The organism is Enterobacter cloacae subsp. cloacae ATCC 13047, from assembly GCF_000025565.1.
In the GTDB taxonomy this organism is placed as follows: domain Bacteria; phylum Pseudomonadota; class Gammaproteobacteria; order Enterobacterales; family Enterobacteriaceae; genus Enterobacter; species Enterobacter cloacae.
The window spans coordinates 2,041,012-2,066,027 of record NC_014121.1 but is presented as its reverse complement, the minus strand read 5'-3'; the positions used below and the strand labels follow the sequence as shown (position 1 = coordinate 2,066,027).

Below are 25,016 nucleotides of genomic sequence, written 5' to 3'. Positions count from 1 at the left end.
TTTGCTCCCTCACTTTAATGTTATTTATGAAATGGCAAAAGAATTAATTAGCCGTCGAATTAAAAGACAGGAATAAATGATGAAAAGCAAACTCACAACGTTAACCCTGGCACTCGCCGCGCTCACGGTCAGTTCCACCGTAGCCGCGAAAACGCTGGTGTATTGCTCCGAAGGGTCTCCGGAAAATTTTAATCCTCAGTTATATACCTCGGGTACCAGCGTGGACGCCAGCGCGGTGCCGGTCTATAACCGGCTGGTCGATTTCAAACCTGGCACCACGGAGCTGGTGCCGAGCCTCGCGGAGCGCTGGGAGGTGAGCGAAGACGGCAAGGTCTATACCTTCCATCTGCGCAAAGGGGTGAAATTCCAAAGCAATAAGTCCTTTACGCCAACGCGCGACTTTAATGCCGATGATGTGATTTTCTCGTTTATGCGCCAGAAGGATGCGAATCACCCTTACCATAACGTCTCTAACGGCAGCTATTCCAACTTTGAAAGTCTGGAGTTTGGCAGTTTAATCACCGCGATTGATAAAGTGGATGACCATACCGTGCGCTTTACCCTGGCGCACCCGGAAGCGCCATTTGTCGCCGATCTGGCGTGGTATTTTGCCTCCATTCTTTCGGCGGAATATGCCGACGCGATGCTCAAGGCGGGCACGCCGGAGAAGGTGGACATGGAGCCCATCGGCACCGGCCCCTTTAAGCTGGCGCAATATCAGAAAGACTCCCGCATCCTGTTCACCGCCTTCCCGGACTACTGGCAGGGGAAATCGAAGCTGGATCGGCTGGTGTTTACCATTACGCCGGATGCGTCGGTCCGTTTTGCCAAAATCGAGAAAAACGAATGTCAGGTGATGCCGTTCCCGAACCCGGCCGATCTGCCGCGGATGAAGGCGAACAAGGATATCAATCTCATGAGCAAGGCGGGGCTGAATACCGGCTTCCTGGCGTTCAATACCCAGAAGCCTCCGCTGGATAATGTGAAAGTGCGCCAGGCGCTGGCGATGGCCATCAACAAACCGGCCATTATTGACGCCGTGTTCCACGGCACTGGCACGGCGGCGAAGAACCTGCTGCCGCCGGGGGTATGGGGGGCTGACAGCGAGCTGAAGGATTACGAATACGATCCCGAAAAAGCCAAAGCGCTGTTAAAAGAGGCCGGTTTTGCCAACGGTATCAGCATCGATTTATGGGCGATGCCGGTGCAGCGCCCCTATAACCCGAATGCGAAACGCATGGCGGAGATGATTCAGGCGGACTGGGCGAAGGTGGGCGTACAGACCAAAATCGTTACCTACGAATGGGGCGAGTACCTGAAGCGAGTGAAGGGCGGCGAACATCAGGCCGCGCTGATGGGCTGGACCACGGCGACCGGCGATCCGGACAACTTCTTTGGTCCGCTCTTTACCTGCACCTCGGCGAACGGCGGTTCAAACTCGGCCAAATGGTGCTACAAGCCGTTTGATGACATCATCGCCGAGGCAAAATCGATAACCGATCATGACAAACGCGTGGCGCTGTATAAACAGGCTCAGCAGATGATGCACGATCAGATGCCCGCGGTGATGATCGCGCATTCCACGATTTTTGAACCGGTTCGTAAGGAAGTCACGGGGTACGAAATCGACCCGTTTGGCAAACATATCTTCTGGCAGGTTGATATCAAACCATGATTTTTCACTGCCCGTCGTCTGGCGGGCAGACTTTTCGCAAATTGTGCTCCCGGCATCATTTTTTGTCACAACAAACCCGCCTGACTTTTGCTATAACTTCAAATGCATACTTGCAGATAACATGGAAAACCATCATGCGTACTCACACTTTTTTTAAAGTTGCAGTGCTTTCTGGTCTGTTGGCGCTGGCGGGGTGTTCATCCAAGGTCGCCGCGCCTGAACAATACTCCGGCTTTTTGAAAGATTACTCAGGCTTGCAGCAAACGACATCCGCAACGGGTAAACCAACCCTGCGTTGGGTCGATCCTTCTTATAACGAAGCAAATTACGACAGTATCATCTGGACGCCGATTACCTATTATCCGGCACCTAAACCGACCACTCAGATTGGTCAACGTACGCTTGATGAGCTGTTAAATTACACCAATAACAAAATGAAAACCGCGATTGGCCAACGCAAGCCAATTGTGACGACGCCGGGCAAACACAGCCTGATTTTCCGCGGGGCGATCACCGGGGTGAGCTCGCAGAAAGAAGGTCTGCAGTTCTATGAAGTGGTGCCTGTTGCGCTGGTGGTGGCAGGTACGCAGATGGCAACCGGCCATCGCACCATGGATACCCATCTCTTTTTCGAGGGTGAGTTGATTGATGCGGCGACGAACAAACCGGTAATCAAGGTTGTTCGTAAAGGTGAAGGTAAAGAGCTGAACAACGAAAATTCACCAATGACCTTCGCGACGCTGAAGCAGGTTGTTGATGACATGGCGACGGACGCCACCATGTTTGATGTGCATAAAACAGCGAAATAATCATATACGGTCTGCAAGCGCAGGCCGTTTTTTTATGCCGTACGCAGGCGTCTGAACCAAGTTTCCGGTCTGGTAAACATCACCATATTCCCGCCCAGAATCAGCAGTAACCCGATAATGCCGTTAATGTGCCAGACGTAGCCTTCATACACCGTGGAGATGGACAGCGCCACCAGCGGGAAGAGCAGCGTACTGTAGGCCGCTTTGCCCGGACCAATGCGTCCGACCAGGGTGAAGTAGGCGCCAAAGGCAATCACCGAGCCAAACAGGGCCAGATAGACCAGCGCCCCCATGTAGCTCATCGTCCATTGCGGCGCGAAGCTGTCGCCTCTGAACAGCGCGATGCAGCCCATCACCAGCGTGCCGTAGAGCATCGCCCACGCGTTGGTGGTCATCGTCTCTAGCCCTCTGCGCTGATGCCGCATGCTGATCATGTTGCCCAGCGAGAAGCCGTAGGTCCCGAGTGCGGAAAGGCCAATGCCAGTCAGCAGCGATACGCTCCAGCCGCTGGCCAGCAGATCGTCCCAGAAGAGGGTGATGATCCCCACCAGACCCAGGGCGGCGGCTGTCCAGAAACGCGCGGGTGGACGCTGTCCGAAGAAAATAAAACTGTTAATGGCGTTATAGAGCACCGCCATGGAAAATATCACCGACTCCAGGCCAGTGTTAATATGCGCCGCTGCCGTGTAAAAGCACCAGAAGTTGAAGCAAAAAACGCAGCATCCTTGCAGCACGCAGAACAAGTGATCCCGCAGCGCCAGTTTACACAGGCGGCCAAGCGCCAGGAGCACCACCATCATCGTGGCGCTGGCCAGCGCAAAACGCCAGAAAATGGACACCGGGGCCGCCACAGGACCCTGCTGCAGGAAAATTGCAATCCAGGTGGTTCCCCAGATAACCACCACCAGTCCGTATAACAATGCGTTCATGTTGTCTCTCTTCTCAAACCACGGAAACCCACAGTATGGCGACGAGGGCGTTGACAGGCTTTCACCGTCCTGCGGCGGACTTGCAAAATCTTGCGCTTTTTTCTGTTCCGGGGTCTGGCAACGTGAAGCAACAATTCTTAGACTGACATTCTGATTCACAGACGCGCTAACGGTTATGTCACACGCTTACGATACCTTTGAAACGCTCCGCCAACAGAACGCCGTGCTGCGGGAAACCGTTGCGCTCAATTCCGGTATCCAGCTGGCGGCGTGGTACAACAAGCGCGACACGATCACCGTAAAAAGCAATCATCACACCCTGAGCCTGTACGTGGCGGACGGTTATGAGAGCTATCAAAAAACGCCGGGCGGCTGGAAAAACGGCGGCGGGCCGGATCGTTTTTGTCTGATGCCGAAAGAGAGTGAATCGACGTGGGATATTCGCGATGACCTGTCGTTTGTCCACCTCTACTGCACCGATGACCATCTGCGCGATGTGGGTGAAAAAATCTGGGACAAACGCCCGCTGTCGTTGACGCTGGATGAAAAAATCTTTGGCAGCGATGCAAAAATCACTGCGCTCTATCGTCAGTTTTTGCTCGGCTGTGACTGGCAGCAAAAAGCCAACCAGCTGACACTCAGCACGGCCTCGACGCTGCTGCTGACCCATCTGCTGCAGAACTATTCGAATGTGCAGTGGAAACTGCCGGTGGTCACCGGCGGGCTATCGCCGTTTGTGCTGCGCAACGTGCTGGCCTTTATCGAAGAGAACCTTGCTCAGCCGCTCACGCTGGCTGAACTGGCGGCGCAGGCCGCGCTCAGTGAGTACCATTTTGCCCGCATGTTCCGTCAGTCGACGGGGCTGGCACCGCACCAGTACGTGATGCAGCGCCGCATGGAGAAAGCCAAAACGCTGGTGCAGCATACGGCGACGCCGCTGACGGATATTGCACTCGCCTGTGGATTTAACTCCGCCAGCCACTTCAGCAACCGCTTTCGCAGCGTGATGGGGATGACGCCTTCACAGCTACGCGCGGCGAAGGCGTGATAAAACGGCGAAGCACACGCCTCCCAGCACCAGCCCCCAGAATGCAGAGCCAATCCCGAGCAGCGTCACGCCGCTGGCGGTCATCAGAAACGTGACAATCGCCGCGTCACGCTCCGTTTCGTTATGCAATGCCTGATACAAACTCCCGCTGATGGTGCCCAGCAGCGCCAGGCCTGCCAGCGTCTGGATCCAGCTCGGCGGCAGAGCCGCCATCAGCCCGGTAAGGGATCCCCCGAATACGCCCGCCAGCAGGTAAAAACCGCCTGCCGCCATCGCTGCCAGCCAGCGTTTACTGGCATCCGGATGCGCATCCGGGCTCTGGCAAATGGCTGCGGTAATGGCTGCAATGCAGATGGAGTAGACGCCGAAAGGCGAAAGCAGCAGCGCCAGCCCGCCGGTCGCGATCATCAGCGGAGATACCGCCAGCGGATAGCCCGACGCTTTCATCGTGGCGACACCGGGCGCATTTTGCGACGCCATGGTCACGAGGAAAAAGGGCAAGCCGATACTGACCAGACTGGTGAGGCTAAACGCCGGTGCAATAAACTGTGGCATGACGAGGGAAAGGGTGAGTCGATTTGTGACAACGTCACCGCCCGCCCAGGCCACCACGCTCCCTGTTATCAGAGTCGCCACAATGGCGTAGCGTGGCGCCAGCGCTTTGGCGACCAGCCATGCCGCAATCATGCTGCCGCACAGCAGAAAATGGCCGTCAAGGTGACTGAACGTCTGCAGGCCAAAGCGCAGCAATACGCCTGCCAGCATCGCGGCGGCAAGCGAATGGGGAATGAGTTTCATCAGGCGGGCGAAGAGTCCGGTCAGGCCGCACAGTAAGATCAGCCCATTGGCGAAAATGAAAATGCCGATGGTTTCTGCAAGCGTTATCCCGTGCAGACTGGTAGCCAGTAGCGCCGCGCCGGGGGTTGACCAGGCGGTGAGTACCGGGGCTTTATACCACCATGACAGGGCGAGCGTACTGATCCCCATGCCGAACCCCAGTGCGGTCATCCAGCCGGCGATCTGCTGTGCGCTGGCACCTGCCGCGGCAGCAGCCTGCCAGATGATGGCGGCCGAGCTGGCATAACCGACCAGGACGGCAACAAATCCGGCAAGAATGGCGGGAAAAAGAGGGGCTGACTGGCGCATAATATCTCCGTTGTGCGTTATAACGTCCGCAATAAGGTAGCACTGTGCGTTATAGCGTACAAGTGGTATGCTTACCCCCTCGGGAGGAAACATGGAAATCACACAACATCTTGCTACAACACTCAAGACGCAGCGCCAGGCGCGCGGCTGGAGCCTGTCAAAGCTGGCAGAAGAGACGGGGGTGTCAAAAGCCATGCTGGGACAGATCGAGCGTAATGAATCCAGCCCAACGGTGTCGACGCTGTGGAAAATTGCCACGGGGCTAAACGTCCCGTTCTCGGCGTTTATCACGCCGGAGGCAGACCGGCAGGCGGTGTTCGACCCGCAGCAGCAGGCGATGGTGGTGAAACCGCTGTTCCCGTGGGATGAGACGCTGAAGTTCGATCATTTCTCCATCATCCTGGCGCCCGGCGCCCTGAGTGAATCCACGCCGCACGAGGCGGGGGTGATTGAACACGTGGTGGTGATAAGCGGTGAACTGGAGATGAAAATTGACGGCGAATGGCGAACCCTTTACCCCGATCAGGGCGTGCGTTTTGCCGGGGATAAACCGCATGCCTACCGCAACAGCAGCAGCCGACCGGTGCATTTTCACTCCCTGATTCATTATCCCCGCTAAAGGCTCGCAAAACTGTTTCGCTGATGCATACTTCTGACTACAATAGCCGCCATTTTGACCATAACGGATAACGACGAAGTATGCGCCTGCAATCCCATCATCTTGAACTTTTAAGCCCGGCCCGCGATGCCGCCATCGCCCGTGAAGCGATCCTTCATGGGGCTGATGCCGTCTACATTGGCGGTCCTGGCTTCGGTGCCCGCCATAACGCCAGCAACAGCCTGAGCGATATTGCCGAGCTGGTGCCGTTCGCCCACCGTTTTGGGGCGAAAGTGTTCGTGACCCTGAACACCATACTGCATGATGATGAACTGGAGCCTGCGCAACGTCTGATCACCGATCTCTACCAGACCGGCGTGGATGCCCTGATTGTTCAGGACATGGGCGTGCTGGAGCTGGATATTCCGCCAATTGAACTGCACGCCAGTACCCAGTGCGATATTCGCACCGTGGAGAAGGCGAAGTTTCTCTCCGATGCGGGCTTTTCCCAGATCGTGCTGGCGCGCGAACTGAACCTGAATCAAATCCGCGATATTCACCAGGCGACGGATGCCACCATTGAGTTCTTTATCCACGGTGCGCTGTGCGTGGCGTATTCCGGGCAGTGCAATATCTCCCACGCGCAGACTGGCCGCAGCGCCAACCGCGGTGACTGCTCTCAGGCCTGCCGTCTGCCGTATACCCTGAAAGACGATCAGGGCCGCGTGGTCGCGTTCGAAAAACACCTGCTGTCCATGAAGGACAACGATCAAACCGCCAACCTGGGCGCGCTGATTGATGCCGGTGTGCGTTCCTTCAAGATTGAAGGGCGCTACAAAGACATGAGCTACGTGAAGAACATTACCGCCCATTATCGTCAGATGCTGGACGCCATTATTGAAGCTCGCGGTGACCTGGCGCGCGCGTCTGCCGGTCGCACCGAGCATTTCTTTATTCCGTCGACGGATAAAACCTTCCACCGCGGCAGCACGGACTACTTCGTCAATGCCCGTAAAGGCGATATTGGCGCGTTTGATTCACCGAAGTTTATCGGTTTACCGGTGGGTGAGGTGCTGAAGGTCGCCAAAGATTATCTCGACGTGTCGGTGACCGAACCGCTGGCGAACGGGGATGGTCTGAACGTGATGATCAAACGTGAAGTCGTGGGCTTCCGTGCTAATACGGTGGAAAAAACCGGTGAAAACCGCTATCGCGTCTGGCCAAACGAGATGCCTGCCGATCTCTATAAAGCACGTCCTAACGCTGCGCTGAACCGTAACCTTGACCACAACTGGCAGCAGGCGCTGCTGAAAACCTCCAGCGAGCGTCGCATTGCGGTGGATATCGAGTTAGGTGGCTGGGAAGAGCAGCTGATCCTGACCATGACCTGTGAAGACGGCATCAGCGTCACGCATACTCTCGACGGTCTGTTTGAGGTGGCGAACAATGCAGAAAAAGCCCTCAACAGCCTGAAGGATGGCGTGGCGAAGCTGGGACAGACCATTTACTATGCGCGCAACATTGCGGTAAATCTGCCGGATGCGCTGTTCGTGCCAAATAGTCTGCTGAACCAGTTCCGCCGGGAAACGGCAGAGATGCTGGATGACGCGCGACTGGCGAATTATCCCCGCGGCAGCCGTAAGGCGGAAACCGTGCCAGCGCCCGTTTACCCCGAGTCGCATTTATCGTTCCTGGCGAACGTGTATAACCATAAAGCGCGCGAGTTTTATCATCGGCACGGCGTGCAGTTAATTGATGCTGCCTATGAGGCGCACGAAGAGAAGGGTGATGTGCCGGTGATGATCACCAAACATTGTCTGCGTTTTGCCTTTAATCTTTGCCCGAAACAGGCGAAAGGCAATATTAAGAGCTGGAAAGCTACGCCAATGCAGCTGGTGAATGGCGACGAGGTGCTGACCCTCAAATTTGATTGTCGTCCGTGTGAAATGCACGTTATTGGCAAAATGAAAAACCATATTTTCAAAATGCCGCCACCGGGCAGTATTGTTGCCTCCGTGAGCCCCGACGAACTGATGAAAACCCTGCCGAAACGTAAGGGTAATTAATTAACGAAAGTGAGTACCCGGTTTGCGCGATTTTTGCCACAGGTGATGTTCGCGCAAACCCTCTGCTGATTCCTCCGCTGCGCTGCGTAATTCATCACTGTCTGCCTCGTGCCGGAGTTGATGATCAACATTCTTAACCCACAAATATTCATGGCCTTTGTGTCCCGCCATCAGCTGGCCGGAAAACAGGGCGCAGACCAGCATCATAAGCGTTAACCCCTTTTTGAACATGGACTTCCCCTTCAATAAAAATGCCACGCTAGCATGAACGTAGTTTCGTAGGGTTATTATTGGCATTTTCAAATTAGCGCAAAGAATATGTCATGTTGCGCGAACAGGATATATTTTGCGCGTAGTGAGATTTTTCCTAAAAAAGAATTATCTTTGTCATACCCTAAAATTTGGTATCAAAATATGGCAGAGGTTTAAGGATTAATCTTATATAATAAGATTTCTCTGACAAAGGAATGGATCTGATTCAATGAAAAAAGTCATGTCAATAGCGCTTCTGGTGGTTGCCGTTGGGGCTGTTGTAGGTATGAACGTTAACTGGAGTGGCGAACCGGATTATATTCAGTCAGCGGAAGCTCGGGTCGGTTCTTATTTAACCAGCGACTACGGACGCGTGGCGTGTAATAGCAAGCAAATTGATGACGAGCGTTGGGAATTAGGGTGTACCAATCCGTCGAAAAGTAAAACATTTCAGTTTGCTGTTTTCTCAGCAGATAAAGCACCGTATGGGGTCTCGCGTCCATTCTATCTGGAAGCGATTAACGAGGATGCAAAACAGAGCGCGGAACAGGGCCTGATGCGCTACCTGCAAATTAATACCAAAGCGGGTTAATGGCTCTGTTTAGCTTTTGTTGAGTTCAGGCATGTTAGGTTGTTATTGATCCGCTGCCCGGCATGGAGTGTCGGGACGTAGACATGAAAATACAAATCTATCCATGCAAGCATTTACCGCCAGATTATGGCGGTTTTTTTTGCCTGCGAACCGGCCATCAGCGTGGCGGGCGGGCAAACTGTTTACGGTACTGGGCAGGGGAAAGCGCGAACTGCTGGCGGAAATGGTGACGCAGGGTCGCTGCCTGACCAAATCCGGTTTGTTCAGCAATGCTGTCGATGCTGAGACGGCTGCTCTCAAGATAATCTTTCGCCCGTAACAGTCGTTCATTAAGCAGCCAGCGCGCAGGCGTGGTGCCTGTGGCAGCCTGAAAGCGGCGCAGAAAGGTGCGCTGGCTCATGCCGACGCGACGCGCCAGCGAATCCACGCTGTGAGAAACGCTCAGGTGATTGTGCAGGAATTCGAACAACTGCCCCAGACGCTGGCTCTCCCGCAGCTGTGCCACCGGGCGACTCAACTGCTGCGGCTGGGAGCCATCCCGGTGGGGAGGGATCACCAGACGGCGCGCGACGCTGTTGGCGGTTTCCATACCGTAATCCCGCCGCACCACGTGCAAACAGAGATCGATGCCTGCCGCGCTTCCCGCAGAGGTCAGAATATCGCCTTCATCCTGATACAACACATCCTCGACCACGCCGATCGCCGGATAACGGGCTTTCAGCGCCTCAATATAGCGCCAGTGGGTGGTGGCTTTACGCCCGTTCAGCAGACCCGACGCGGCCAGAACAAACACCCCGGAACAGATAGAAAGCAGCTGGCAACCGCGCGCATTGGCCCGGCGTAAGGCCTCGGAGAGCGCCGCGGGAACAGGCGCATCCATCCCTCGCCAGCCCGGCACAACGATCAGGTCTGCCGATTCCAGCAGATCAAGCCCCCCGTCGGTCAGGATGCGGATCCCACCGGTTGCCCGAAGCTCACCGTCATCAATGCCCGCCACCGCAAAACGATACCATTCGTCGCCCAGCTCGGGACGTGGCAAACCGAAGATTTCCACCGCCACGCCAAATTCAAAGGTACACAAACCGTCATAGGCCAGTACCACCACCAGCGGGCGGGAAACCTGTCTTAAGTTTGTCATCTTTTTGCTGTTTTCTGGCATAAGCAGACGCATTCACGTGATCAATTTCTGGATAGAGTAGTGTTAACACAAACGCCAAAGATGAGGAAGGATCATGAGTTATGTTACTGAATTTCCGGCTGCCGAGCCGCAGGAAGCCGTTACCCATTTTCTGCGTCGCCTGAGCGTCGAAACAGACTGTGCCGATGTGCACCATGCGCTGACGAATAACGAGCAGGACTTTGTGTTGCTGCATGTTGTCGGGAAACCTGAGCAGTTTGCCCGTCGTCATGTGCCCGGCGCGATACATATGCCCTGGAGCCAGATCACTGAGGCGCGCATGGCGCAGTGGCCGGCCGATACGCTGTTTGTGGTGTACTGCGCCGGGCCGCACTGTAACGGCGCGGACAGAGCCGCACTGAAGCTGGCGCGTCTCGGACTGCCGGTGAAAATCATGATTGGCGGCATCACCGGCTGGGAGGACGAACAGTACGCGTTTGCCAGTAGCGAAACCGCTGCCGCGTTGTGAACATGAATAAATTTCAACTGTCGTGAAATTTTCTCGTTTGCCGGGATACAGCAGGTATGTCATCTTTTTTGGACATTTAGACATCCAGAAGTCTAAAGCTTCAAGAGATGAATTATCACTGCTGGCAATTATCGCCGGCAGACAGAGGAGATTTCCATGCAGCGACAGCACGCCCCATACCGCGCCGATGTAGTCGGCAGTTTTTTACGCCCGGATGCCATCAAACAGGCTCGCCAGCAGTTTGCCCGCGGTGAGATTGATGCCGGGCAGCTTCGCGCGGTGGAAGATGACGCGATCCGCCAGGTGGTCGAACAGCAGTGCGCCTGCGGCCTGCACGTGGTCACCGACGGTGAGTTCCGTCGCGCCTGGTGGCACTTCGATTTCTTCGATGGTCTGCAGGGGGTTGAGCGTTACGATTCACAGCAGGGCATTCAGTTCAACGGCGTGCAGACCAAAGCGCACGGCGTGCGCGTCACCGGCAAGCTGGGTTTTGGCGATCATCCGATGCTGGAAGACTTCCGCTATCTGAAAAGCATCAGCGGCAACGCGCAGCCAAAAATGACCATTCCCAGCCCGAGCGTGCTGCACTTCCGTGGCGGTCGCAAAGACATCGATGCGACGGTCTATCCTGATCTGAATGACTATTTTGACGATCTGGCCACCACCTGGCGCGACGCCATCCGGGCATTTTATGATGCAGGCTGTCGCTATCTGCAACTGGATGATACCGTCTGGGCCTACCTCTGTTCGGATGACCAGCGTCGTCAGATCCGCGAGCGCGGGGAAGATGCCGATGAGCTGGCGCGTACCTATGCCCGCGTGCTGAACAAGGCGCTGGAAGGAAAACCAGACGATTTGACCATCGGTCTGCATGTCTGTCGCGGTAACTTCCGCTCCACCTGGATTTCCGAAGGCGGCTATGAGCCGGTGGCCCAGGTGCTGTTCGGCACGGTGAACGTCGATGCCTTCTTCCTGGAGTACGACAATGACCGTAGCGGTGATTTCGCACCGCTGCGCTTTGTCCGCCCGGGCAAGCAGCAGGTGGTACTTGGGCTGATCACCACCAAAAATGGCGAGCTGGAAAACCCTGAAGGGGTGAAGGCGCGCCTGGAGGAGGCGGCCAGATACGTGGCAAAAGAGCAGATCTGCCTCAGCCCGCAGTGCGGTTTTGCCTCCACCGAAGAGGGCAACACCCTGAGTGAAGCCCAGCAGTGGGACAAAGTGCGTCTGGTCACACAGATCGCCAGCGAAGTCTGGTAATCCCGTCGTCACAGCGCTGCATTATAAAAGTGCAGCGCTGTACCATTCTGAGTCGTTCTCTTTACATCCCGCGTTACACATCCTGCAATAGCACGTTATTCATCCTGGCATCCTTTTTGCTCCTGTTTCGCTGAGACATTTTTCCGCGTCCATGCCGTAACGGACGTCTTCGCACAGCGTTCTTTTTCAGGAGTGAAAATATGCACCGTCGTACATTATTAAAAGCCTTCGCGTTGTCTGCGTCAGTCGTTGCTATGGGGATGAGTTTTGGCGCACAGGCGGCCGATACCATCAAAGTGGGGATTATGCATTCGCTCTCCGGCACGATGGCGATCTCAGAAACGCCGCTGAAAGATGTCGCCCTGATGACGATTGACGAGATCAACGCCAAAGGCGGGGTGCTGGGTAAAAAACTGGAGCCAGTGGTGGTTGACCCGGCCTCTAACTGGCCGCTGTTTGCCGAAAAAGCGCGTCAGCTGCTGAGCCAGGATAAAGTGGCCGTGGTGTTTGGCTGCTGGACCTCGGTGTCTCGTAAATCCGTACTGCCGGTATTTGAGGAGCTGAACGGTCTGCTGTTCTATCCGGTGCAATACGAAGGCGAAGAGATGTCGCCGAACGTCTTCTATACCGGTGCGGCGCCAAACCAGCAGGCCATTCCGGCGGTGGAGTACCTGATGAGCGAAGACGGCGGTAGCGCTAAACGCTTCTTCCTGTTGGGCACGGATTATGTCTACCCGCGAACCACCAACAAGATCCTGCGCGCCTTCCTGCACTCCAAAGGCGTGGAAGACAAAGATATCGAAGAGGTCTACACCCCGTTCGGACACAGTGACTACCAGACCATCGTTGCCAACATCAAGAAATTCTCCGCAGGCGGTAAAACCGCGGTGGTCTCCACCATCAACGGCGATTCTAACGTCCCGTTCTACAAAGAACTGGCTAACCAGGGGCTGAAAGCAACCGATGTCCCGGTAGTGGCGTTTTCCGTTGGCGAAGAGGAGCTGCGCGGGATTGACACCAAACCGCTGGTCGGCAACCTGGCCGCGTGGAACTACTTCGAGTCCGTTGATAACCCGACCAACCAGGCCTTCGTGGCGGACTATAAAGCCTATGCCAAAGCCCATAAGCTGCCTAACGCCGATACCGTAGTCACCAACGACCCGATGGAAGCCACCTATGTTGGGATCCACATGTGGGCACAGGCGGTAGAGAAAGCAGGCACCACCGACGTGGATAAAGTGCGCGCGGCCATGGCCGGACAGTCCTTTAAGGCACCCTCCGGCTTTACGCTCACCATGGATGCCACCAACCATCACCTGCATAAGCCGGTCATGATCGGTGAAATCGAAGGTAACGGCCAGTTTAACGTGGTCTGGCAGACGGAAGAGCCGGTACGCGCCCAGCCGTGGAGCCCGTTCATCGCCGGGAACGATAAAAAGCCCGATCAGCCGATGAAGACCGCCAGCAACTAAGCCATTACTGCAGGGAGAAAAGTCATGAACGCCATGCGCATGATGATCGCTATTGTATGGCTTACCGGGCTGCTGCCAGGGATGGCGCAGGCATCGGATGCCGATCAATTTGTTGCCGCCAGCCGCAGCCAGCAGGCGGATATGCTGACCCGCTGGGCTCTCGCGCCGGATGCCGCAAGACTGCCGTTACTGCAGGCGCTGCAAAACGAAAATCTGTTTGCCGACAGCCAGAAACATGCCTTTGCGCGACGCAATGGCGAGATGGTGGCGCTGGGAGATTCCCCTGCTGCAGAAGGGCAAACCAAAGCCGTACGCCTGACCAACCGTCTGCGGGTGCTGGCCGCCACGGCCAACGCTACGCATCAGCTTATCAGTGACAACGTCACGCAGCGGCGTGCCGCCGCGCGCCAGTTACAGCGGGATGCGCAGCCGGAAATGATCGGCCTCCTGCAAACGCGGGTAAGCAGTGAAACGGACGATGTGGCGCGCCAGTCGCTGCTGCTGGCGCTGGCTAATCTCCAGCTCGCCAGCCCACAGGCTGACGTGCGTCTTCAGGCTATTGAACGGCTCGGGCAATCTGACGACCCGGACGTGCCATCCCGACTCATGCCATATACCCAGACGCAAACCGAACCGGATGCCCGCGTACGTGCCGCCGCCGGGGAGAGCCTGAGCCAAATTCAGCACCGTCTGATGTGGGGCGATCTCCTCGGGCAGGCGTTTATGGGGCTGTCGCTGGGCTCGGTCCTGCTGCTGGCGGCGCTGGGGCTGGCGATCACCTATGGGCTGCTGGGTGTCATCAACATGGCGCACGGCGAGATGCTGATGCTTGGGGCGTACGCCACGTGGATGGTTCAGCAGATCATGGCCAGCGTCACGCCTCAGTGGCTGGCGCTGTATCCGGTCGTCGCGCTGCCTGTCGCCTTCTGCCTGACCGCAGGCATCGGGATGATCCTTGAACGCACGGTGATCCGCCATCTCTACGGTCGTCCGCTGGAGACATTACTCGCCACCTGGGGTATCAGCCTGATGCTGATTCAGCTGGTACGCATGACGTTTGGCGCACAAAACCTGGAGGTGGCAAACCCGGCCTGGCTGTCAGGCGGGGTGCAGGTGTTTGCTAACCTGACGCTACCGTGGAACCGCATTGTGGTATTGGGCTTTGTGCTGATGGTGCTGTTCTTCACCTGGCTGGTCCTGAATAAAACCCGTCTCGGCCTGAACGTGCGTGCGGTAACGCAAAACCGCAGCATGGCTGCCTGTTGCGGGGTGCCGACCGGACGTGTCGATATGCTGGCGTTTGGTCTGGGCTCCGGCATTGCCGGTTTAGGCGGCGTGGCGCTCTCCCAGCTGGGCAACGTCGGGCCGGAACTGGGCCAGGGTTACATTATCGACTCCTTCCTGGTGGTGGTTCTTGGCGGCGTTGGACAATTGGCAGGGAGCGTGGCGGCAGCGTTTGGCCTTGGGATCTTCAACAAAATTCTTGAGCCGCAGATGGGGGCCGTGCTGGGCAAAATCGTCATTCTGGTGGCCATCATTCTGTTTATTCAGAAACGTCCGCAGGGATTGTTTGCGCTGAAAGGGAGGGTCACTGACTGATGAGCCAGCCACTTACCTTAAAACTGGCGCGAAAAGCGCCACGCACAACGCAGATTGCAGGCAGCCTGCTGGTGGCGTGTTTGCTGATATTGCCGTTCTTTGCGATGTTGCCCGCTACCCATCCGCTGGCGCTGTCGACCTGGATGCTGACGCTGCTCGGCAAAATCCTGTGCTACGCCATCGTTGCGGTGGCGCTCGATCTGGTATGGGGATATGCCGGTATGCTCTCGCTGGGCCACGGGATCTTCTTCGCCCTGGGCGGATACGCCATGGGGATGTACCTGATGCGCGAGGCCGCGGGCGATGGGCTGCCCGCATTTATGTCGTTTCTCTCCTGGAGTGAACTGCCGTGGTTCTGGTGGGGAACCCAGCACTTTGCCTGGACGCTGGTACTGATTGTGATGGTGCCGGGGCTGCTGGCGCTGGTGTTTGGCTGGTTTGCCTTTCGCTCAAAAATCAAAGGGGTTTATTTCTCGATCATGACGCAGGCCCTGACGTACGCGGGAATGTTGCTGTTCTTTCGCAACGAAACCGGGTTTGGTGGCAATAACGGTTTTACCGGTTTTACCACGTTGCTGGGGTTCTCCATCACCGCGACCACGACACGTATCGCGCTGTTTCTGGCGACCGTCATGTTGCTGCTCCTCACGCTTGGCATCGGCATTGCCCTCGCCAGAAGCAAGTTTGGCCGTATTCTCACCGCCGTGCGCGACGCTGAAAACCGCCTGACGTTTTGCGGCTACGATCCGAAGGGATTTAAGCTGCTGGTATGGACGCTTTCCGCCATGCTGTGTGGCCTGGCGGGAGCGCTCTATGTGCCGCAGGTCGGGATTATTAACCCCGGTGAAATGTCGCCGACCAACTCCATTGAGGCCGCCATCTGGGTGGCGCTGGGCGGCCGCGGCACGCTGGTTGGCCCGGTCATTGGTGCGGCGCTGGTGAACGGCGCGAAGAGTTTCTTCACCGTCGCAATGCCGGTATACTGGCAGCTGTTTCTCGGGCTGATTTTTATTGCGGTTACGCTGTTTTTACCGCGCGGCGTCTACGGCCTGTTTCGTAAGGGAGAGAAATAATGCAGCCAGCAGAAGGATTATTCACTCGCCAGCTGCCCGGGGATCGCTATCGCGAGCAGACGGACCCGGTGCTGCAGCTGGATAAGATCAACGTCAACTTCGATGGGTTTCAGGCGCTGACGGATCTCACGCTGAATATCGGCGTGGGGGAGTTGCGCTGCGTGATTGGGCCAAACGGCGCGGGAAAAACCACGCTGATGGACGTTATCACCGGCAAAACGCGGCCGAAAAGCGGTAAAGCCGTTTATGACCAGTCGGTAGATCTGACCCAGCTTGAGCCAGCCGCCATTGCGCGCCAGGGGATTGGCCGCAAGTTTCAGAAACCGACGGTATTTGAGGCTTTGACGGTATGGGAAAACCTTGAGATCGCCATGAAAACCGACAAGTCCGTCTGGGCAAGCCTGCGGGCCAAACTCAACGGCGAACAGCGCGATCGTATTGATGAGATGCTGGTCCTGCTGCGGCTCGCCGGTGAACGCGACCGCCGAGCCGGACTGCTTTCGCACGGACAAAAACAGTTCCTCGAGATCGGAATGCTGCTGGTCCAGGATCCGCATCTGCTGTTGCTGGACGAACCCGCCGCCGGGATGACGGACGCGGAGACCGAGTACACCGCCGAGCTTTTCCGGACCCTGGCAGGCAAGCACTCGTTGATGGTGGTTGAACATGACATGGGGTTTGTTGAAACCATTGCCGATCGCGTGACCGTACTGCATCAGGGACAGGTGCTGGCAGAAGGCTCGCTGCGCGAGGTACAGGCCAACGAGCAGGTAATTGAAGTCTATCTGGGACGCTAAGGAGCCTTGATGTTACAGGTTAACGAACTGAATCAATACTACGGTGGAAGTCATATACTGCGCGGCGTGAGCTTTGAGGCCATCACCGGCGAAGTGACCTGCCTGCTGGGGCGCAATGGCGTGGGTAAAACCACGCTGCTGAAGTGTCTGATGGGGCTGATCCCTGCGAAAACGGGTGAGGTTATCTGGCAGGGGAAAAAGATCACCCACAACAAGCCGCACCAGCGGGTGCAGTCTGGCGTGGCGTATGTGCCGCAGGGACGTGAGATTTTCCCGCGCTTAACCGTAGAAGAGAATCTGCTCATGGGGCTCTCGCGCTTCTCAGCCCGCGAAGCAAAACATGTCCCGGAGGAAATCTGGCAGCTTTTCCCGGTATTAAAAGAGATGAAGCATCGACGCGGAGGCGATCTCTCTGGCGGACAACAGCAGCAGCTGGCGATAGGTCGCGCCCTGGCGAGCCGTCCGCGGCTGCTGATCCTCGATGAACCTACCGAAGGCATTCAGCCCTCGGTAATCAAAGAGATTGGCCACGTGATCCGCCAGCTTGCAGACCGGGGGGACATGGCGATCCTGCTTGTGGAGCAGTTTTATGACTTTGCGGCAGCGCTGGCAGATAGCTATCTGCTCATGTCTCGCGGCACCATTATCCAGCGAGGACGGGGAGAAAACATGGAGCAGGAGGGCGTTCGCGGACAGGTTGCGATCTGAAATGTTATAATATAACATCCTCATTCTTATAAAAACGGAGTGAGGATACTGTTGTGGCTGCACATATTGGAAAATTTGCGATGACTCTGGGGGCGCTGCTGGTCAGCGGCCAGCTGTTTGCCCACTCACACGGTCACCAGATGACCGAAGCGGAGCAAAAGGCGGCAAACGGCGTGTTTGCGGACAAAGACGTTAAGGACCGGAAACTGTCCGACTGGGACGGCACCTGGCAGTCCGTTTATCCCTTCCTGCTGGATGGCTCGCTGGATCCGGTCTTCAGAAAGAAGGCGCAGAAGGACAATAAAACGTTCGACGAGATTAAAGCCTATTACCGCACGGGGTACGCCACCGATGTGGAAGCTATCGGCATCGAAAATAACGTCATGGAATTTCATAAAGGTAAAGAGGTCAGCCGCTGTCAGTATGATTATAGCGGCTACAAAATTCTGACCTACGCGTCAGGCAAAAAAGGCGTTCGCTATCTGTTTGAGTGTAAGGACGCGGGCAGCAAGGCACCGAAGTTTGTTCAGTTCAGCGACCACACCATTGCGCCAAAAGCCTCATCCCACTTCCACATCTTTATGGGCAATACCTCCCACGAGGCACTGCTGAAAGAGATGGATAACTGGCCGACCTATTATCCAAACGAGATGTACAAAGAGCAGGTGGTGGAGGAGATGCTGCACCACTAGGCTGTTGCTGTTGCCGGGTGGCGGCTACGCCTTACCCGGCCTGCGATCAGGGTTTTGTAGGTCGGGTAAGCGCAGCGCTACCCGACACGCAATCTTCACGCTTCACGCTCATTCCGCGCAGGATCATCAGCCAGGCAATGACGATAGCCGCCATCATAATCATAAACAGCGACCAGTGCGGCAAATGGGTCAGGATGATGCCGGTGATCATCGGGTTGGCCGCCGCGCCGAGCCAGCCCAGCGCCTGAGCGGAGAAGTAGCTTGCTTTCATACCCGGCAGGGCGATGTTGTCGATCAGCATATATTCACCCGGTGCATAAATAATCTCACCCAGCGTAAAGATGGCGGCGGCGATGCCCCAGTAAATCAGGTTTTCTCCGGAGATCATAAAGCCACCCAACCCCACGATAAAAAACAGGGTGGCGGCTGTCATCAACGGGCGAATATTACTGGCAGAGATTTTGCGTCCGAGTGCGTACTGCAGCGTCACCACCACTGCGGCATTGACGGGCAGAACCACGGCGACCACCTTTTCGGCGAAATCACTGTCTGCATGTGCAGCCAGAACATACTGCGAAATACAGCTCGCGAACGACCCGCCGACGTATGACGCGAGCAGGCCAGAGAGCGTATACCAGAACAGCGCGCGGTCTTTCAGCAAAACAGACGGCTGCCACGTTGTCTTCTGCTCCGCGGCATCTAACGCAATGCTTTTTTGCACAAAGAAGTGGATAAACCCCAGCGGCAGAGCGGCACAGAACGCGGCCAGCCAGAACGGCAGCTGCAGGCTGTACATCACCAGAAACGTGCCAAGAGGCGGCCCGATCGTCCAGCCGATGTTCAAAAAACTGTAGTTCAGCGAAAAAACGCGGGCTTTTTCACTGGAGGTCAGCACGTCGGAGAACCAGGCTTTCAGCACCGTCGAGAACACAGAATAGGCACAGTTGATTAACGAAAAGAACAGCACCACCAGGGTGACGTTATTGACCAGCGGGATCGCCACAAAACCGGCGATAAACGCCACAATCGCGATCAGCATGTAGCGCTTTTTATCGAACTTATCGGCCAGAATGCCAAATCCCAGGCTGAATACCACGCCGATGGTCAAGGCAATGGTCAGGGCATAACCAATATTCTCGACGCTCATGTTAAACACGCGCGTGAGATAAATAGTCATAAACGGCAGCGTAGCGCCACGACCGATGGTTAATAACAATGACGATGCCAGCAGCGCTGCGGTTGAGCGCCTGAGAGATGGTTTCATATTCCTGCCCGACAAATGCTTATGCTTTTTTATAGTGTGTCCTAAAAGGAGTATCACGACATAAGAGGCTTGTATAGCGCCCAATTTATCCGTAAGTGCTTCAACTGCCTGCCAGAATTAATGATCTTCTCGCGACGCACTTTTTTCTGTTACCTTGAAGTGTTAACAAATTATTAATAAATCAGGGGCAGGGTATGACGCGTAAAGACGGATTGCTGGCACTGCTGGTGGTCATCGTATGGGGACTTAATTTTGTGGTCATCAAAGTGGGGTTGCATAACATGCCCCCGCTGATGTTGGCCGGTTTGCGCTTTATGCTGGTCGCCTTCCCGGCACTGTTTTTTGTTGCCCGCCCGAAAATCCCGCTAACGCTGCTGCTGGGTTATGGCCTGACCATCAGCTTTGGCCAGTTTGCATTTCTGTTCTGCGCCATTAAGTTCGGTATGCCTGCCGGTCTTGCCTCGCTGGTGCTGCAGGCGCAGGCGTTCTTCACCATCATTCTTGGTGCGTTTGTTTTTGGCGAGCGTTTACAGGGCAAACAGCTGGCGGGGATCACTCTGGCCGTGTTTGGCGTGCTGGTGCTGATTGAGGCCAGCCTGAACGGCCAGCACGTGGCGTTACTGGGCTTTATGCTGACGCTGGCGGCGGGGCTGAGCTGGGCCTGCGGCAATATTTTCAACAAGCTGATCATGCAGCATGAAACACGCCCGCAGGTCATGTCGCTGGTGGTCTGGAGCGCGCTGATCCCGATTGTGCCGTTTATGGTGGCCTCGCTGATTTTTGATGGCCCGGCGGTGATGCTGACGAGTCTGGTTGAAATCGATCTCACCACCATACTGTCACTGGTCTACCTGGCGTTTGTCGCCACCATTATCGGGTACGGGATCTGGGGTTCTCTGCTGGGGCGGTACGAAACCTGGCGCGTGGCGCCGTTATCGCTGCTGGTGCCGGTTGTCGGGCTGGCGAGCGCTGCGATTTTGCTGGACGAAAAGCTGAGTGCATTACAGCTGCTCGGCGCGGTGCTGATCATGGCCGGGCTGTATATCAACGTGTTTGGCTTACGCGTGCGTCGGGCGGCGCGAGTGCGAAATTAGGGCAGAAAAAGCCCCGCATCGGCGGGGCAAAACGAATCAGAAGCCGTGCTGATTATAATAAGGCACGCCTAATTCGTCGGATTTGTCGCTACCAGACCCCATGTGGTTGAAATCATAAGGGGACTGGCTATGTGCTGACGGCAAAATCATCGTGTCATGATTATTTTGCTGCGTTGCACGAGGGGGTTGCTCCGCGAAGGTCTGGCTGGAAAAGAGCACCAGCAAGGCGAGGGCGGCGGAGGCGGTAACGTTCATGATTTCCTCGGTTACGTCTTTACAGGCGATGATTAACTACAATGTTTTAGCGGATAAAGGTATCGGGATTCACCCGGCACGCTGGTGATACGATACTTATGAGGCGGCACGTCGAAGTAGTTCTTAAACGTACGCGTCAGGGTCTGTTGCGATTCAAACCCGTATCGCTCCGCCAGATAAAGGATCGGTTCATTGCTTTCTTTCAGTTTTTGGGCAATTTCCGTCAGCTTGCGGCTGCGAATATATTGACCTAATGAATGACCGGTCTCTTTTTTAAACATCCGTTGCAGGTGCCATTTGGAGTAACCTGAACGCTCAGACACTTTTTCAAGGGAGAGCGGCGATTCCAGGTTATCTTCGATCCAGTCCAAAATGCTATGAATAGTGATAGCGTCAGTATTGCGTCTGGACATCGTCATACCTCTTTTTCTGTTTACGGCAGTATTTTCTTAAGCAAAAGCTCAAGCGTTGCCACTTCCTCTGCCGTTAAGTTTTTTGTTAGTTCCTGATGCAGTGTTTGTCCTACTAATTGATGACATTGTTCACACATATCCGCACCGTCGCTGGTGAGTGTCACCAGGACGCCGCGCTTGTCATTCGGGTTAGGGCTTCGTTCTATCCATCCTTTACAGACGAGACGATCCAGCATGCGGGTCAGCGCGCCCAGATCGACAGAGAGCACCTTTTTTAACTCAACCGGGGTGATACACACCTGGCAGCGAATGGAGCACAGCACTTTAAACTGCGTTGCGGTGATATCCAGCGGCGACAGATAGTCATTCAGCAGGCGGTCTTTTTTCTGATTAACCAGATGAATAAGACGACCCAGCGGAACAACGTCGTTGAAGATATCACTGGTGCTTTTCACAATGGTTGCCCTGGCAAGTAGTTTAATCACGGCAGATATTATTGCTCAGGCAAGTATAAGTCAACTGAATGGATCTGCGGATGCCACGAATTGCTAAAACGTTTCATGAACTTTTGTTGAGGTCTTTCAAATCATACAGATAACGCAGGGTTATCGTTCCTTTATGAAAATAATCGTTACGTTGCGTGAATGGCTCAATGTCACACTTTCACCCTATAATTGCGGTGATAAACATGGATAAGGACAACGACGCACTATGTTGGATTTGATAAAAGCAATTGGTCTTGGGCTGGTGGTATTGCTGCCGTTGGCCAACCCGTTAACGACGGTAGCGCTTTTCCTCGGGCTGGCAGGGAATATGAACAGCGCAGAGCGAAATCATCAGTCGATGATGGCCTCAGTGTATGTGTTCGCCATCATGATGGTGGCTTACTACGCCGGTCAGCTGGTGATGAATACCTTCGGGATCTCCATCCCGGGCCTGCGTATCGCCGGGGGGCTGATTGTGGCCTTTATCGGTTTCCGCATGCTGTTTCCGGCGCAAAAAGCGCATGAATCGCCTGAAGCGAAGAGCAAATCCGAAGAGCTGGAGACCGAACCGAGTGCGAATATCGCCTTTGTACCGCTAGCCATGCCGAGCACGGCAGGGCCAGGGACCATTGCGATGATCATCAGTTCTGCCTCAACGGTACGTGACGGCACTACGTTTCCGGACTGGGTCGTGACCGTAGCGCCACCGCTGATATTTGCACTGATCGGCATTATTGTGTGGGCATCGTTGCGCAGCTCCGGGGCAATTATGCGCTGGGTCGGCAAAGGCGGTATCGAGGCGATTTCCCGTCTGATGGGGTTCTTGCTGGTATGTATGGGCGTGCAGTTTATTATTAACGGCGTGCTGGAGATTATTAAGACTTACCACTGAGGTCATTGCCGGGTGGCGGGGCTGACGTTATTACGGGTTTGTAGGCCGGGTAAGCGTAGCGCCACCCGGCACAAACAGACGTCACCCGTGCTGCCCCTGTTCCTCCAGCGCCACCGGCCATTTACGGAAGATCAACACCGACCAGATAAGCGCCACCAGTGCCGGAATGGCCCCCAGATAGCCAATCGCCGACATGGATACGTGCAGAATCACCTGATTGCCCACCAGCGCACCCGCGCCAATGCCCAGGTTAAAAATGCCCGAGAACAGCGACATCGCCACGTCTGTGGCATCCGGCGCGAGGGCCAGCACTTTCACCTGCATCCCGAGACCGATAATCATGATCGCCACACCCCAGAACAGGCTGAGGATCGCCAGCTGGCTTTCACTGCCCGCGGCGGGCATCAGCAGAAGCAGACACGCCAGCAGCAAACCGATGGCGCTGCTCACCAGCGCTGAAGCGTGCTGATTGCCAAGCTTGCCGAAAAGAATACTGCCAATAATGCCCGCCCCACCCAGGAGCAGCAGGAGAAGGGTGGCAAAATTGCCGCTAAAGCCGGCCACCACCTGAACGAACGGCTCGATATAGCTGTAAGCCGTATAGTGGGCGGTGACCACAATAACGGTAAGCAGATAAATGCTCAGCAGCGCCGGGCGACGCATCAACAGCGGCAGGCTTTTCAGCGAGCCGGAATGTTCGCTTGGCAGCTTCGGCAGCAGTTTTACCAGACATACCAGGGTAACCAGCGCTCCCATGCCAATGGCGAAGAACGTGGTACGCCAGCCGAAGTATTGGCCCACGATACGGCCAATCGGCAGGCCCAGCACCATCGCCAGCGCGGTCCCGGTGGCAATCAGGCTCAGCGCCTGGGCGCGTTTCCCCGCTGGTGCCAGCCGGATAGCCAGCGACGCGGTAATCGACCAGAAAACGGCATGCGCAAAGGCGATCCCGACGCGGCTTAACACCAGCACCGTAAAATTCCACGCCAGGAACGACAGCACGTGGCTGGCGATAAACAACGCAAACAGCCCGATCAGTAGCTTACGCCGCTCCATCTGGCTGGTAAGCAGCATAAACGGCAGCGACATCAACGCCACCACCCAGGCGTAAATGGTCAACATAATGCCCACCTGCGCAGTTTCCATCTGGAAACTCGCTGCGATGTCAGACAACAGCCCAACCGGAACAAATTCTGTGGTGTTGAAAATAAACGCGGCAATAGCCAGCGTGACCACGCGTAGCCACGCAACCCTGCGGGAAACTGTGTTCGTTGTCATAGGGATGTCGGAGATTCGTTGCAAAAGAAGAGGAGACGATCTTAAAGCCTTGCACGGCGAAAACTCAACCATTATGTGATGCAGATCTCAATATTTACCTTATGAAAGCGGTAGCCGGAGGCAGGGTTTTCATTGAATATAAAAGAACACTCTAACAAAAACAGGCGGTAAGACAGTGCAGGAGATTGATTTTTATCTGGTCGATGCGTTTAGCAATGTGTCATTTGGCGGAAATCCGGCTGCCGTTTGCCCGCTCAAGGCGTGGCTGCCGGACGAAACGTTACTGAAAATGGCGCAACAGCATAATCAGTCGGAAACCGCATTTTTCGTCTGTACGAAAGGGGGCATTGAGCTACGCTGGTTTACCACGCTGACCGAAGTTAATCTTTGCGGTCACGCCACGCTTGCTGCGGCGTACGTTCTGTTCAATGAGCTGGACTATCCTGACTCGCGGATCCACTTCGAAACGGCCTCTGGCCGCCTGACGGTGAGCCGGGAGGGGGAGTGGCTGACGCTGGATTTCCCGGCATGTCCAACGCATGAAGAGACGCCCCCGCCGGAGATGCTCGCGGCGCTCGGTATCCGCCGCTACGTTGAAGCCCGCAAAGGCCGCGCATGGGTGGTGGTGCTGGAAGATCGCCAGCAGGTTGAAGCACTCGCACCGACAATTTCAGCCATGACGCCTGGCGAACATAAGGTTGCCGTTACGGCGCAGGGCGACGGGGATTACGATTTCGTCAGCCGCTTTTTCTCCCCCGGCGTTGCCGTCTGGGAAGATCCGGTGACCGGCTCTGCGCATACCATGCTCATTCCTTACTGGAGCGAAAAATTGGGTAAAACGACGATGTTTGCCCGTCAGGTTTCCGCGCGGGGCGGCGACGTGCGGTGCGAGCTAAAAGGCTCGCGCGTGCTGATGAGCGGACAGGCGTCATGCTATTTGAAAGGCACAGTTTTTCTGCGCTAGATACCTATA

Annotated in this window: 26 protein-coding genes; 17 read left to right on the top strand and 9 right to left on the bottom strand. The window is 55.7% G+C overall.

Annotated features, from left to right (window positions below; genetic code table 11):
- Window positions 1-79: 79 nt before the first annotated feature.
- Together ECL_RS09985 and ECL_RS09980 are read left to right on the top strand one after the other, a co-directional pair.
- A complete protein-coding gene (locus ECL_RS09985; RefSeq protein ID WP_038419397.1) occupies window positions 80-1,675 on the top strand; it encodes an ABC transporter substrate-binding protein in 1,596 nt (531 codons plus the stop codon).
- Window positions 1,676-1,809: 134 nt separating this feature from the next.
- On the top strand, window positions 1,810-2,484 hold the full coding sequence (locus ECL_RS09980; RefSeq protein WP_013096647.1) for a DUF3313 domain-containing protein: 675 nt from the start codon (window positions 1,810-1,812) through the stop codon (window positions 2,482-2,484).
- A 32-nt stretch (window positions 2,485-2,516) separates the two neighbouring features.
- Here the strand turns inward: ECL_RS09980 and ECL_RS09975 are convergent, their stop codons facing one another.
- Window positions 2,517-3,413 (bottom strand): DMT family transporter, encoded by an 897-nt coding sequence (locus ECL_RS09975; protein ID WP_013096646.1) that lies wholly within the window; start codon window positions 3,411-3,413, stop codon window positions 2,517-2,519.
- Between the two features lie 175 nt (window positions 3,414-3,588).
- On the opposite strand from ECL_RS09975, the gene ECL_RS09970 reads away from it, so the two are divergent.
- On the top strand, window positions 3,589-4,461 hold the full coding sequence (locus ECL_RS09970; RefSeq protein WP_013096645.1) for a helix-turn-helix domain-containing protein: 873 nt from the start codon (window positions 3,589-3,591) through the stop codon (window positions 4,459-4,461).
- Here ECL_RS09970 and ECL_RS09965 read toward each other — a convergent pair.
- On the bottom strand, window positions 4,441-5,700 hold the full coding sequence (locus ECL_RS09965) for a benzoate/H(+) symporter BenE family transporter (RefSeq protein WP_071843269.1): 1,260 nt from the start codon (window positions 5,698-5,700) through the stop codon (window positions 4,441-4,443). The two genes, ECL_RS09970 and ECL_RS09965, sit on opposite strands and share 21 nt — an antisense overlap.
- Between ECL_RS09965 and ECL_RS09960 the strand changes: the two genes are divergently transcribed.
- Complete coding sequence (locus ECL_RS09960) at window positions 5,699-6,226, top strand: helix-turn-helix domain-containing protein (protein WP_013096643.1); 528 nt, start codon at window positions 5,699-5,701, stop codon at window positions 6,224-6,226. The two genes, ECL_RS09965 and ECL_RS09960, sit on opposite strands and share 2 nt — an antisense overlap.
- A gap of 80 nt (window positions 6,227-6,306) precedes the next feature.
- Window positions 6,307-8,271 carry a peptidase U32 family protein gene (locus ECL_RS09955; RefSeq protein ID WP_013096642.1) on the top strand — a complete coding sequence of 655 codons (1,965 nt, stop codon included), beginning with the start codon at window positions 6,307-6,309 and terminating at the stop codon, window positions 8,269-8,271.
- On the opposite strand, the gene ECL_RS09950 is transcribed toward ECL_RS09955, so the two are convergent.
- Complete coding sequence (locus tag ECL_RS09950; protein WP_013096641.1) at window positions 8,272-8,502, bottom strand: DUF2554 family protein; 231 nt, start codon at window positions 8,500-8,502, stop codon at window positions 8,272-8,274.
- Between the two features lie 250 nt (window positions 8,503-8,752).
- Between ECL_RS09950 and ECL_RS09945 the strand changes: the two genes are divergently transcribed.
- The gene (locus tag ECL_RS09945; RefSeq protein ID WP_013096640.1) at window positions 8,753-9,115 is read left to right on the top strand and encodes a hypothetical protein; all 363 of its coding nucleotides are present in this window, start codon (window positions 8,753-8,755) and stop codon (window positions 9,113-9,115) included.
- 157 nt (window positions 9,116-9,272) lie between these two features.
- Here the strand turns inward: ECL_RS09945 and ftrA are convergent, their stop codons facing one another.
- On the bottom strand, window positions 9,273-10,274 hold the full coding sequence (ftrA, locus tag ECL_RS09940) for a transcriptional regulator FtrA (RefSeq protein ID WP_044159402.1): 1,002 nt from the start codon (window positions 10,272-10,274) through the stop codon (window positions 9,273-9,275).
- Window positions 10,275-10,347: 73 nt separating this feature from the next.
- Here ftrA and ECL_RS09935 point away from each other — a divergent pair, with 73 nt between their 5' ends.
- The 8 genes from ECL_RS09935 (at window position 10,348) to zinT (ending at window position 18,362) form a co-directional block, all read left to right on the top strand.
- Window positions 10,348-10,761, top strand: coding sequence for a rhodanese-like domain-containing protein (locus tag ECL_RS09935; RefSeq protein WP_013096638.1), 414 nt, complete (start codon window positions 10,348-10,350; stop codon window positions 10,759-10,761).
- A gap of 156 nt (window positions 10,762-10,917) precedes the next feature.
- A complete protein-coding gene (locus ECL_RS09930; RefSeq protein ID WP_013096637.1) occupies window positions 10,918-12,021 on the top strand; it encodes a cobalamin-independent methionine synthase II family protein in 1,104 nt (367 codons plus the stop codon).
- A gap of 200 nt (window positions 12,022-12,221) precedes the next feature.
- The gene (urtA, locus tag ECL_RS09925) at window positions 12,222-13,493 is read left to right on the top strand and encodes an urea ABC transporter substrate-binding protein (RefSeq protein ID WP_013096636.1); all 1,272 of its coding nucleotides are present in this window, start codon (window positions 12,222-12,224) and stop codon (window positions 13,491-13,493) included.
- Window positions 13,494-13,517: 24 nt separating this feature from the next.
- A complete protein-coding gene (gene urtB / locus ECL_RS09920) occupies window positions 13,518-15,092 on the top strand; it encodes an urea ABC transporter permease subunit UrtB (protein ID WP_013096635.1) in 1,575 nt (524 codons plus the stop codon).
- Window positions 15,092-16,165 (top strand): urea ABC transporter permease subunit UrtC, encoded by a 1,074-nt coding sequence (gene urtC / locus ECL_RS09915; RefSeq protein ID WP_013096634.1) that lies wholly within the window; start codon window positions 15,092-15,094, stop codon window positions 16,163-16,165. The genes urtB and urtC overlap by 1 nt, the downstream gene beginning before the upstream one ends.
- Complete coding sequence (gene urtD / locus ECL_RS09910) at window positions 16,165-16,962, top strand: urea ABC transporter ATP-binding protein UrtD (RefSeq protein ID WP_013096633.1); 798 nt, start codon at window positions 16,165-16,167, stop codon at window positions 16,960-16,962. The genes urtC and urtD overlap by 1 nt, the downstream gene beginning before the upstream one ends.
- A 9-nt stretch (window positions 16,963-16,971) precedes the next feature.
- On the top strand, window positions 16,972-17,670 hold the full coding sequence (gene urtE, locus ECL_RS09905) for an urea ABC transporter ATP-binding subunit UrtE (protein ID WP_013096632.1): 699 nt from the start codon (window positions 16,972-16,974) through the stop codon (window positions 17,668-17,670).
- Window positions 17,671-17,723: 53 nt separating this feature from the next.
- Complete coding sequence (zinT, locus tag ECL_RS09900; protein WP_013096631.1) at window positions 17,724-18,362, top strand: metal-binding protein ZinT; 639 nt, start codon at window positions 17,724-17,726, stop codon at window positions 18,360-18,362.
- Between the two features lie 46 nt (window positions 18,363-18,408).
- Here zinT and ydeE read toward each other — a convergent pair whose 3' ends face one another.
- Window positions 18,409-19,626: an efflux MFS transporter YdeE gene (gene ydeE / locus ECL_RS09895; RefSeq protein ID WP_013096630.1), complete on the bottom strand. Its 1,218-nt coding sequence runs from the start codon at window positions 19,624-19,626 to the stop codon at window positions 18,409-18,411.
- Window positions 19,627-19,820: 194 nt separating this feature from the next.
- On the opposite strand from ydeE, the gene eamA reads away from it, so the two are divergent.
- A complete protein-coding gene (gene eamA, locus ECL_RS09890; protein WP_013096629.1) occupies window positions 19,821-20,720 on the top strand; it encodes an O-acetylserine/cysteine exporter in 900 nt (299 codons plus the stop codon).
- A 36-nt stretch (window positions 20,721-20,756) separates the two neighbouring features.
- Here eamA and marB read toward each other — a convergent pair whose 3' ends face one another.
- The 3 genes from marB to marR are packed head-to-tail and all read right to left on the bottom strand — an operon-like array spanning window position 20,757 to window position 21,843.
- Window positions 20,757-20,975: a multiple antibiotic resistance protein MarB gene (marB, locus tag ECL_RS09885; RefSeq protein WP_013096628.1), complete on the bottom strand. Its 219-nt coding sequence runs from the start codon at window positions 20,973-20,975 to the stop codon at window positions 20,757-20,759.
- A 32-nt stretch (window positions 20,976-21,007) separates the two neighbouring features.
- Entirely contained in the window at window positions 21,008-21,388 is a 381-nt protein-coding gene (gene marA / locus ECL_RS09880) for an MDR efflux pump AcrAB transcriptional activator MarA (RefSeq protein ID WP_008502237.1), read from the bottom strand.
- Between the two features lie 20 nt (window positions 21,389-21,408).
- On the bottom strand, window positions 21,409-21,843 hold the full coding sequence (gene marR, locus ECL_RS09875) for a multiple antibiotic resistance transcriptional regulator MarR (protein WP_013096627.1): 435 nt from the start codon (window positions 21,841-21,843) through the stop codon (window positions 21,409-21,411).
- A gap of 256 nt (window positions 21,844-22,099) precedes the next feature.
- On the opposite strand from marR, the gene ECL_RS09870 reads away from it, so the two are divergent.
- Complete coding sequence (locus ECL_RS09870; RefSeq protein ID WP_013096626.1) at window positions 22,100-22,765, top strand: MarC family NAAT transporter; 666 nt, start codon at window positions 22,100-22,102, stop codon at window positions 22,763-22,765.
- A gap of 81 nt (window positions 22,766-22,846) precedes the next feature.
- Here the strand turns inward: ECL_RS09870 and ECL_RS09865 are convergent, their stop codons facing one another.
- Window positions 22,847-24,043, bottom strand: coding sequence for a sugar transporter (locus ECL_RS09865; RefSeq protein WP_044158412.1), 1,197 nt, complete (start codon window positions 24,041-24,043; stop codon window positions 22,847-22,849).
- Between the two features lie 175 nt (window positions 24,044-24,218).
- On the opposite strand from ECL_RS09865, the gene ECL_RS09860 reads away from it, so the two are divergent.
- A complete protein-coding gene (locus ECL_RS09860) occupies window positions 24,219-25,007 on the top strand; it encodes a PhzF family phenazine biosynthesis protein (protein WP_013096624.1) in 789 nt (262 codons plus the stop codon).
- The last annotated feature ends 9 nt before the right edge of the window (window positions 25,008-25,016 follow it).

What these genes read in the sequence shown, in the direction of transcription:
- ECL_RS09935 (WP_013096638.1), top strand. Translation starts at nt 10,348, where the DNA reads ATGAGTTATGTTACTGAATTTCCGGCTGCCGAGCCGCAGGAAGCCGTT.
- ECL_RS09865 (WP_044158412.1), bottom strand. Translation starts at nt 24,043, where the DNA reads ATGACAACGAACACAGTTTCCCGCAGGGTTGCGTGGCTACGCGTGGTC.
- ydeE (WP_013096630.1), bottom strand. Translation starts at nt 19,626, where the DNA reads ATGAAACCATCTCTCAGGCGCTCAACCGCAGCGCTGCTGGCATCGTCA.
- urtE (WP_013096632.1), top strand. Translation starts at nt 16,972, where the DNA reads ATGTTACAGGTTAACGAACTGAATCAATACTACGGTGGAAGTCATATA.
- urtB (WP_013096635.1), top strand. Translation starts at nt 13,518, where the DNA reads ATGAACGCCATGCGCATGATGATCGCTATTGTATGGCTTACCGGGCTG.
- ECL_RS09985 (WP_038419397.1), top strand. Translation starts at nt 80, where the DNA reads ATGAAAAGCAAACTCACAACGTTAACCCTGGCACTCGCCGCGCTCACG.
- eamA (WP_013096629.1), top strand. Translation starts at nt 19,821, where the DNA reads ATGACGCGTAAAGACGGATTGCTGGCACTGCTGGTGGTCATCGTATGG.
- ECL_RS09965 (WP_071843269.1), bottom strand. Translation starts at nt 5,700, where the DNA reads ATGTTTCCTCCCGAGGGGGTAAGCATACCACTTGTACGCTATAACGCA.
- urtC (WP_013096634.1), top strand. Translation starts at nt 15,092, where the DNA reads ATGAGCCAGCCACTTACCTTAAAACTGGCGCGAAAAGCGCCACGCACA.
- ftrA (WP_044159402.1), bottom strand. Translation starts at nt 10,274, where the DNA reads ATGCCAGAAAACAGCAAAAAGATGACAAACTTAAGACAGGTTTCCCGC.
- ECL_RS09955 (WP_013096642.1), top strand. Translation starts at nt 6,307, where the DNA reads ATGCGCCTGCAATCCCATCATCTTGAACTTTTAAGCCCGGCCCGCGAT.
- ECL_RS09950 (WP_013096641.1), bottom strand. Translation starts at nt 8,502, where the DNA reads ATGTTCAAAAAGGGGTTAACGCTTATGATGCTGGTCTGCGCCCTGTTT.
- ECL_RS09980 (WP_013096647.1), top strand. Translation starts at nt 1,810, where the DNA reads ATGCGTACTCACACTTTTTTTAAAGTTGCAGTGCTTTCTGGTCTGTTG.
- urtA (WP_013096636.1), top strand. Translation starts at nt 12,222, where the DNA reads ATGCACCGTCGTACATTATTAAAAGCCTTCGCGTTGTCTGCGTCAGTC.
- marB (WP_013096628.1), bottom strand. Translation starts at nt 20,975, where the DNA reads ATGAACGTTACCGCCTCCGCCGCCCTCGCCTTGCTGGTGCTCTTTTCC.
- ECL_RS09960 (WP_013096643.1), top strand. Translation starts at nt 5,699, where the DNA reads ATGGAAATCACACAACATCTTGCTACAACACTCAAGACGCAGCGCCAG.
- ECL_RS09930 (WP_013096637.1), top strand. Translation starts at nt 10,918, where the DNA reads ATGCAGCGACAGCACGCCCCATACCGCGCCGATGTAGTCGGCAGTTTT.
- marA (WP_008502237.1), bottom strand. Translation starts at nt 21,388, where the DNA reads ATGTCCAGACGCAATACTGACGCTATCACTATTCATAGCATTTTGGAC.
- ECL_RS09970 (WP_013096645.1), top strand. Translation starts at nt 3,589, where the DNA reads ATGTCACACGCTTACGATACCTTTGAAACGCTCCGCCAACAGAACGCC.
- ECL_RS09975 (WP_013096646.1), bottom strand. Translation starts at nt 3,413, where the DNA reads ATGAACGCATTGTTATACGGACTGGTGGTGGTTATCTGGGGAACCACC.
- ECL_RS09945 (WP_013096640.1), top strand. Translation starts at nt 8,753, where the DNA reads ATGAAAAAAGTCATGTCAATAGCGCTTCTGGTGGTTGCCGTTGGGGCT.
- ECL_RS09870 (WP_013096626.1), top strand. Translation starts at nt 22,100, where the DNA reads ATGTTGGATTTGATAAAAGCAATTGGTCTTGGGCTGGTGGTATTGCTG.
- urtD (WP_013096633.1), top strand. Translation starts at nt 16,165, where the DNA reads ATGCAGCCAGCAGAAGGATTATTCACTCGCCAGCTGCCCGGGGATCGC.